Origin of the sequence: Microcoleus sp. (assembly GCF_049646505.1) — a bacterium.
GTDB lineage: Bacteria > Cyanobacteriota > Cyanobacteriia > Cyanobacteriales > Microcoleaceae > Microcoleus.
This window is the reverse complement of sequence record NZ_JBARVX010000277.1, coordinates 1-8,876: the sequence shown is the minus strand read 5'-3', so window position 1 is coordinate 8,876 and position 8,876 is coordinate 1. Positions and strand designations below refer to the sequence as shown.

The window sequence follows — 8,876 nt, the reverse complement described above, 5'->3', positions numbered from 1 at the left end:
ATTGATGAGGTTTTTTCACCCCCCTTAACAAGGGGGGCAGGGGGGGGTTCTTCGCCCTTAACCAGCAAGACAGCGGGAGTCGAAATGATCCTCGTTTCCGGTTATTCCGGTATCGGCAAATCTTGCTTAGTAAATGAAGTTCAAAAACCCATTGTTCGGCAGCGCGGCTATTTCATCTCCGGTAAATTTGACCAATTCAAGCGCAACATTCCCTACGCTTCTTTGATTCAAGCATTCCAGTCATTGATTCGGCAGTTGCTAACAGAAAGTGCAGCATCTATCCAGACTTGGAAACAAAAATTGCTAGCCGCTTTGGGAACTAACGGCAAAGTAGTCACAGACGTGATTCCCGAAGTCGAACGAATTATCGGGAAACAGCCGGAAGTCCCCCAATTGGGGGCGACAGAATCGCAAAACCGATTTAATCGGGTGTTTAAACACTTCCTTAGCGTTTTTACTGCCAAACAACACCCGCTAGTTGTTTTTCTAGACGATTTGCAGTGGGCAGATTCGGCATCTCTGAAATTCATTGAACTGCTAGTGACGGATTCAGAAAGCAAATATTTGCTGCTAATTGGAGCCTATCGAGATAACGAAGTCAGCGCCACCCATCCGCTGATTCAAACCATCGAAAACATCCAAAAAAATGAGGCAGGACTTCCAGAAAAAGTCAGCAATATTGTTTTGAATCCCTTAGATTTGAGTCATGTAGAGCAATTAATGTCCGAAACTTTAGAAAGCCAAATTTCCCCAAACATCAAAGTTTTAGCAGAGCTACTTTTTAACAAAACCCAAGGAAATCCCTTCTTTCTGACTCAGTTAATCAGAACTCTTTATCAAGAAACACTGTTAGTTTACGATTTTCCATCGAGTAGGTGGCAGTGGGATATCGGGCACATCCAAGCAATCGGGATTACTGACTGCAATGTCGTAGAGTTAATCGCTCGAAATATTCGGAAGTTGTCCGCCGCAGCGCAGTCAGCCTTAAAATTAGCGGCCTGTATTGGCAACCGGTTTAATTTAGAAGTCCTGGCAATTGTCAGCCAAAAATCTCAAAAAGAAACAGCATTAAGTCTCTGGGACGCTCTTCAGGCAGGGCTAATTTTGCCGCTGAGCAGCGATTACAAAATTCCGCTGGTTTTTGAAGGTTCGGAAATCGGGCTGTCGGGGCTGCAAGATGTTAAGGTTGGCTACAAGTTTTTGCACGACAGAGTGCAGCAAGCAGCTTATTCTTTGATTCCCGATGAGGCCAAGCAAGCAACGCACCTAAAAATCGGTCAACTGCTGCTGGAGAATACTCCCGTCTCCGAGATTGAAGAAAATGTCTTTGATATTGTCAATCAACTGAATTTTGGTGTTGAATTACTCACAGAAAAATCCGCAAAAGATGAACTGGCAAAACTGAATCTGATTGCTGGTAAAAAAGCTAAAGCATCCAATGCTTACGAAGCTGCTGTCAGATATTTGAATGTCGGTTTGGAACTGATTAATTCGGAAAAACAAGGGTTTTGTAGGGGTAGTGGATGGTGCGTGCCTACCCCCTCCACCGACGATTTGTTCGTCGTTTCAAGTATGGGGGCAACCACGGGGGGATTGCCCCTACAAGAGAATGAATCAGCCCTGCCCGTTAGTATAGGGTTAAGTTGGCAGACTGATTATGACTTGACGCTGAACCTGCACGTAGAAGCGGCGGAGGCGGAATATCTCAATACTAACTTTGGCCGATCGCAAGAATTAGCAGATATCGTGTTACAACAAGCTACAAACCTGCTGGACAAAGTTAAGGTTTACGAGATCCAAATCCAGTCTTATACGGCTCAAAGCCAGACGCTTGAAGCGATCGAGACTGGTTTTAAAGCTTTGGAAATATTGGGATTTACCTTGTGTGAAATTCCCCCAGAGGGCTTGACTGCAATTAAGTTACCTCAGCTTGATGAACTAGAAAATGTTCCGGTAATGACTGATAGCTATGAGTTGGCCACCATGCGGATACTTTCGGCTGTTTTTTCTCCTGGTTTTGTGGCAAAACCAGAACTATTGCCGCAGATCATCTTCACAATGGTAGATTTTTCGATTAAACGGGGTAATTCAGCACTTGGGGCGATCGCCTATAGTTCGTATGGGTTGTTGCTGGCTGGCGCATTGGGAGAGATCGACGCTGGATATCATTCTGGACAATTAGGTTTGAAGTTATTAGAGCAATTCAATGCTAAAGAACTTAAATGTCAAGTTTATAATATGTTTAACACTCTTGTTCGGCACTGGAAAGAACACGCTAGAGAGACAATTGCACCATTAATGGAGAGCATTCAAAGCGGTCTCGAAACAGGAGATTTAGAATATAGTATTTATTCTACTGTAACCTGTTGTGTTTATCTATTTTTGATTGGGGAACCGCTAGAAAGTGTAAAACAAAAACAAGTGCAATACTTCACCTTAGCACAAAATCTCAAACAAGAACTTTCGATGATAATACTTGGAGTTTGGGGGCAGATTGTTTTAAATTTGCGAAAAGAATCCGCGAATCCCTCTCAATTAATAGGTAAAAAAATTAATGCGGAAGAAATGTTGCCTAGGCTGCTAGCAGCCAATAATGATCTGTCAATTTTTTACGTTTATTTTGGTAAATTGCTGATTGCTTACTTATTTAAAAAACCAGAACAAGCAGTTATTGAAGCATCTTTAGGAGCAGAATACGCACAAGCAGCAAGTGGCTTCATGATTATTGGTACGCACAATTTTTACTATTCCCTGGCACTGCTTGCTGTGTATCCAACTGCTGACAGTGCAGAAAAAGCAAAACACTTAATGCAGGTAGCAGCGAATCAGGAACAAATGCAGAAATGGGCGCACCACGCACCGATGAATTATCAGCACAAATATGAATTAGTCGAGGCCGAAAAAGCGCGGGTGTTTGGAGAAAAAGACCGGGCGATGGATTATTACGATCGCGCAATCCAACATTCCGGCGAACAGGAATACATTCAGGAAGAAGCTTTGGCTAATGAATTAGCCGCCGAGTTTTATCTTTCTATCGGTAGGGAGAAAGTTGCTAAGGTTTACATGACTGATGCTTACTACGGTTATATCCGCTGGGGTGCGAATGCTAAAGTTGCTGATTTGGAGGAACGCTATCCGCAGTTAATTCTACGGATGCCGGAAAGTGAAAGCTTAACAATTAGCAACCCGACTCTGATTGCAACTTCTGCAACCGTTACCGGCAGTCACAAAGCTTTAGATTTCGCTACTGTGATGAAAGCATCTCTTGCTATCTCCGGCGAAATTGTCCTCGATGCTTTGCTGCAAAAATTGATGCAGATTGTGCTGGAAAATGCGGGTGCCCAAAGTGGGTGTCTGATCGCGCCGAAAAACGGTGATTTTGCGATCGAGGCTGCGGGAGAAGCGGGCGCAGATGTGCGGGTGCTCTCAGGCGCGGGCTTGGATTATCCGTATCCGCGATCGGTAATCAATTTTGTCGATCGCACTCACGAAGATATTGTCCTCCACGATGCCCGCAGCGAAGCAATTTTCAACAGCGACCCCTACATCGTCGAACGCCAGCCGAAATCGGTGTTATGCGCGGCGATCGTCTATCAAGGCAAATTAACAGCCATCCTTTATTTAGAAAACAATTCGATCGCAGGCGCTTTTACTCCCGATCGCTTGGAAGTATTAAAACTGCTTTCTTCCCAAGCTGCGATCGCCCTGGAAAATGCCCGCCTTTACACTAACTTAGCAACTGCCAATCAACAACTAGCAGAATACAACTTTACCCTAGAAGCAAAAGTCAAACAACGCACCCAAGAATTAAACGAAAAAAATGCGCTGCTTTCCGAAGAAATTCAAGAACGCCAAAAAGCCGAAGCCGCCGCCAGAGATGCCAGCCGCGCCAAAAGCGAATTTTTAGCTAACATGAGCCACGAATTGCGAACGCCCCTCAACGGCATTTTAGGTTACGCTCAAATCTTTAAGTGCGACAAACATTTATCAGCGCAACAACAGGATGGAATTGGCGTTATTCACCGCTGCGGCGAACACTTGCTCGCTTTGATCGAGGATATTTTAGACCTTTCTAAAATCGAAGCAAGAAAAATGGAACTCGTGCCAACAGAATTTAATTTTCCAGATTTTATTCAAGGTATAGCTGCCATTTGTCGCATTCGGGCCGATCAAAAAAATCTAGCTTTTAATTGCGACTATCTTTCGTCTGTTCCCGCTGCAATCTCGGCTGATGAAAAAAAGTTGCGCCAAATTTTGATTAATTTAATTGGCAATGCTGTTAAGTTTACTGAAAGGGGTGGCGTTACTCTTAAGGTTTCAGCCTTTAATTGTGCAAGTAATGGAGCCCGGACTGAAGTCCTCAATAGGAACGTGAAGATTCGGTTTCAAGTAGAAGATACGGGAATTGGCATCGCTGCCGATGAATTGCCAAAGATATTTGCACCTTTTGAACAAGTAGGCAATACTCCCCGCCACACCGAAGGAACAGGCTTGGGATTGGCGATTAGCCACCAATTAGTGGAGATTATGGGCGGTGAATTGAAAGTAGAAAGCACTTTAGGCAGAGGTAGTATTTTTTCCTTTGAGTTGGAGTTACTGGCAGTTGACAGCCCCGACCAAAATAAAAAGTATTACTCCAAAAATATTAAAGGTTTCAAGGGTACTAAGAAAAAGATTTTGGTGGCGGACGATCGGTGGGAAAATCGCTCGGTTTTAATTCACCTGCTGGAACCGTTGGGTTTTGAAATAATTGAGGCGACAAACGGTCAAGATTGTGTACAGAAAGCTCTAGAATTGCAACCGGATTGTATCTTGATTGATTTGGTGATGCCGGTGATGGACGGATTTGAAGCGATGCGGCAAATTCGCAAGTTGCCCCAACTGCAAAATGTGGTGGCGATCGGTACTTCTGCTAGTATTATGGAATCGGAAAAGCAGGAAAGTTTAGCAGCAGGATGCAATGCTTTTGTACCCAAGCCGATCCGGGCTGAGGAACTTTTAAATTGCTTGCAAGTTCATTTGGGCTTAGAATGGATTTGCGAGGAGTTGCAAGACCAGAATGCCGAATCTGAAGTTTCCCGCAACCAATCTCAAATTCAGCATCGAGAAATCATCGCTCCCGGGGCTGAAGAAATGGCTGTACTGTTTGACTTAGCGATGATGGGTGACTTAGGAGGTATTCAAAAACAAGCAGAAAAGTTGGCAAAAATCGATATTAAATATCTCTCTTTCGCCAACCATCTCAATCAATTAGCTAAAAGTTTTGAAGAAGATAAAATTTTAGAATTTGTAGAAAAATACAGGAATCAGTAAAAACATGAGCATCTTACCTTGGGAAGAAAGCGTTATCTTGATCGTCGATGATAACCCGAATAATTTGGCAGTGCTGTTTGATTTTTTGACGGAATCGGGGTTTAAAGTGTTGGTGGCGCGGACGGGAGAGAGCGCTATCCAAAAAGCTGAATACTCGCTGCCGGATTTGATTTTGTTGGACGTGCTAATGCCGGGAATTGACGGGTTTGAAACTTGCCGGCGTTTGAAGGCTGGCGATTTGACAAAAGAGATTCCGGTGATTTTTATGACCGCGCTGAATGAGACGGAAGATAAGGTCAAGGGATTTAGTTTGGGGGCTGTTGATTACGTTACTAAGCCGATTCAAAATGAAGAAGTTTTAGCTCGCGCTAAAGCGCATTTGAGCGTCTGCAAACTGACTCAAAAACTTCAGCAGCAAAATGTGCAGATGGAGCAGGAAATTGCCGATCGCAAACAAGCTCAAATTAAGCTGGAACAACTGGCTGCTGAGTTGGAAAAACGGGTAGAGTCGCGCACTGTGCAACTTTCTCAAGCCAACCTGCACCTACAAGAAGAGGTTAACCACAGGCAACAAATACAGGATAATTTGCAGAAGTCCCTGAACGATCTCAAGCACGCTCAATCGCTGTTAATTCAAAGCGAAAAAATGTCTGCTTTAGGGCAAATGGTGGCAGGAATAGCTCACGAAATTAACAATCCGGTGAATTTTATCTGCGGCAATCTCAATTACGTTCGCGATTATACTGAAGATATTCTCAAGGTGCTGGAACTTTACCAACAGCACTATCCCGATCCCGCACCGGAAATAACATCAACAGCAGAAGCGGTGGAGCTCGAATTCATCCAGCAAGATTTGATGAAAATGCTAAACTCGATGCAGGTAGGAGGCGATCGCATTCGCGAGATAATTCTGTCTCTGCGGTATTTTTCGCGGCAAGAAGGGCGAGAAATGGAGCCGATCGATATTCATGAAGGTATCGACAGCACGCTGATGATTTTGCACAATCGGCTGAAATTTAAGGCGAACCGTCCGGCGATTGAAGTTATTAAAGACTATGACTGCAATTTAAAAAATGTAGAGTGCTGCGGCGGGGAACTCAATCAGGTATTTATGAATATTTTAGCTAATGCGATCGATGCGATAGAAGAATCCAGCAGTGAAACAAACTTCGAGGAAATTAAAGCAAATCCCTACGTGATTCGGATTTGTACGAAAGTCAGCAACTCCAACACGGCAATTATTACAATTTATGACAGCGGGCCGGGAATGAGCGAGGATTTGTGCGATCGTATTTTTGACCCGTTTTTTACGACAAAGCCGATCGGCAAAGGTACGGGAATCGGCTTGTCAATTAGCTGGCACATTGTCACAGAAAAGCACGGCGGCAGTTTGCAGTGTTGTTCGACACCGGGTCAAGGAACCGAATTTGCGATCGAGCTTCCTCTCCGACAAAAAGTGCGAGAAATGGCCGTCTCCGGTGTCCAAATTGGAGGCCGCTAATCCTGAACTTTGGGGCAGCCAGATAACCGATAAAAAACCTGGTTTCTGAGTATCAAAAATCCCTCCAAGACTGTAACAAATAAACCTATAAATCCGGCCGCTCCTGACTATCTTCTGCAGAACTAGGGTCTAATTCCCACCGACTTTCATCTCGATGTTCAAGCATATCTGTTGTGTGCAAAATAGCTCCGTCGGCCATTTCAATGCCCGCCGCAGCTCCGAGTTCGTCAACCATATCTTGGTCGGGAGTTGGAGCGCTTCCCCCCACCAATTCCTCGCCAGTGGCTTTTTCTGTTTCCGCAACAGCATCGCCATCCCCGCCGTTGATTTGGGAACTGGTTGAACCGTATTCCGAACCGCTGTCGTTCAAGGTTGTGATTTCCTCTTGGTTCAATCCCGGTTCAACGATAACGCCGGTGCCGTAAGATTCGGTAATTTCTTGAGGCAAATCGCTAGAATTATCCCGCTCTTCTGTTGCTTTTTCAGCTCGTTTGTTTGGCTGTGCCACGATACTTGCTCCTGATTTTTTTTGATTTTATTCAATACTTGGGGATTTTGCTATTGGCTTTATCTGAATTATTATAAATTGCCAATAGCTGTAATTTATTGCAATTATAACTGCTATTTAAGCTTTTAGCTTCTATCCCAAGAAATATCTTGATTTGGCTCGGCTATAGCGCAATACGGTTTACTTAAGACGATCTCCCTGGCACCCCCCTTAAAAAGGGGGGAACAAGAATCCCCTCTTGCGTCCCCCTTCTTAAGGGGGATGCTGCAAGGGATCTCCGGGGCATAAATATGTTAAGTGAACCGTATTGGGCTATAGCGGTTCGATCGCATTGTGAGGTATGCCCGATGCCCCATGCCCCATGCCCGAGGGTACCTCATCTTTCTGAGAAATGCTATATTTCATTGGGAATACAAAAAGCATCGCCCATTTGAAAGGGCGATGCTTTTTCAAAGGAGCGCTAATCTTATTCAGGAAAATCAGGAATTACCCATTTGGGAGGTTCCGTCCGTTTTCTTCTCACCGCTTCCTCTGCCATTTCCAGCATTTTGTCGAGAGAAGTATTTTCAATAAAGTTTGACGTTGCCGCCGCGTATTCTCGCGAAGGGCACTTGTCGCCCAAAACGCAGCCATTGACGCAAGCTACAGCACAATCGACAGTGTTCTCCACCATAACTTTTTTCCTTTCACGGTTCCAACAACAAGCAGGCAGATGCTCTGGGTGAATTTGTCAAGAGACTGCCCTTTATCTTTATTTTACGTTACAAAGAGTCGTTAATGCCGATCGTCCGGGCAAAACTGTTTTGACACTCAGGGCGCGTGAATGCACTCCTGATTCTTGGCTCTACGAACGACTTTAAAACCCACTATCCACAGCGGCAATGCTTAAACCAATTAACCGTGCAGTAGCACCAATTAACGAGCCTAACTTAGTGAATCTCAGAGAGTCTATCTCCCCAAGCGTAGTAGGATACGAACCTACTGTTTGGGCGTGCCCCGCCCTACACTTCCTGTCAAAAGTATTAGTTCTCTGATGGTGGGATGTTATTTTTTAATCCCTAGCTGTTTTAAGAGTTTTCGCCGCTCTTTGCCCAAAATTTGACGCCTAAAAGTGTGTCTCTCAACCGTTTCACGATGGCGAAGGAGTTCAACATTGACAATTATTATAATCATAGCACCTTAAAAGTCGTCAAGCCGATCGTGGGGTTTTAGCCCCAAATTTCTGATAAAATCAAAGCAACCTACCGAATCTGCCGATCGTGAGTAATTTTCTGCGCCGTTTAAAACTTTTACCTTGGCGAGAAATGCTGCAAATTGCCGCCCTCGTCAACTCAATCGTGATTGGAGTGGAGCTATTTTTAGCCTGGGGTTTCACGCAATCGCGCGCAATCCGCAACGTCGTGACGCTTCTCTACGGCTCCTCCCTCGGAATATTGATACCTTTCGCTGCCGCAGTGGGAATGGGAGCTTTAGCAGTGTACTTTTTAGAGCATTGGCAGCAGCAATATTTGCTCAATAAAATTAATTTGTGGGTTTTAGTTTTGTGCGTGCTCT

The 8,876-nt window shown here is 44.5% G+C and carries 5 protein-coding genes and 1 pseudogene; 4 read left to right on the top strand and 2 right to left on the bottom strand.

The genetic code is table 11. The features are described 5' to 3' along the window. From WBA89_RS15025 to WBA89_RS15015, 3 genes and pseudogenes are all read left to right on the top strand, one after another. A pseudogene (locus WBA89_RS15025) lies at positions 1–1,497 on the top strand (ATP-binding protein); the annotation flags it as partial. Positions 1,498–1,572: 75 nt separating this feature from the next. After that, complete coding sequence (locus WBA89_RS15020) at positions 1,573–5,313, top strand: ATP-binding protein (RefSeq protein WP_424407716.1); 3,741 nt, start codon at positions 1,573–1,575, stop codon at positions 5,311–5,313. A gap of 4 nt (positions 5,314–5,317) precedes the next feature. After that, the gene (locus tag WBA89_RS15015) at positions 5,318–6,814 is read left to right on the top strand and encodes a hybrid sensor histidine kinase/response regulator (protein ID WP_424407714.1); all 1,497 of its coding nucleotides are present in this window, start codon (positions 5,318–5,320) and stop codon (positions 6,812–6,814) included. Positions 6,815–6,899: 85 nt separating this feature from the next. Here WBA89_RS15015 and WBA89_RS15010 read toward each other — a convergent pair whose 3' ends face one another. Beyond that, the gene (locus WBA89_RS15010; RefSeq protein WP_424407712.1) at positions 6,900–7,322 is read right to left on the bottom strand and encodes a DUF6335 family protein; all 423 of its coding nucleotides are present in this window, start codon (positions 7,320–7,322) and stop codon (positions 6,900–6,902) included. 466 nt (positions 7,323–7,788) lie between these two features. After that, positions 7,789–7,995: a hypothetical protein gene (locus tag WBA89_RS15005; RefSeq protein ID WP_106334507.1), complete on the bottom strand. Its 207-nt coding sequence runs from the start codon at positions 7,993–7,995 to the stop codon at positions 7,789–7,791. 586 nt (positions 7,996–8,581) lie between these two features. Here WBA89_RS15005 and WBA89_RS15000 point away from each other — a divergent pair. Then, the coding region (locus WBA89_RS15000) for a peptide chain release factor 1 (protein WP_424407710.1) at positions 8,582–8,876 on the top strand (295 nt) is incomplete at its 3' end.

Coding starts and splice junctions, on each gene's coding strand:
- WBA89_RS15020 (WP_424407716.1), top strand. CDS start 1,573: ATGGGGGCAACCACGGGGGGATTGCCCCTACAAGAGAATGAATCAGCC.
- WBA89_RS15015 (WP_424407714.1), top strand. CDS start 5,318: ATGAGCATCTTACCTTGGGAAGAAAGCGTTATCTTGATCGTCGATGAT.
- WBA89_RS15005 (WP_106334507.1), bottom strand. CDS start 7,995: ATGGTGGAGAACACTGTCGATTGTGCTGTAGCTTGCGTCAATGGCTGC.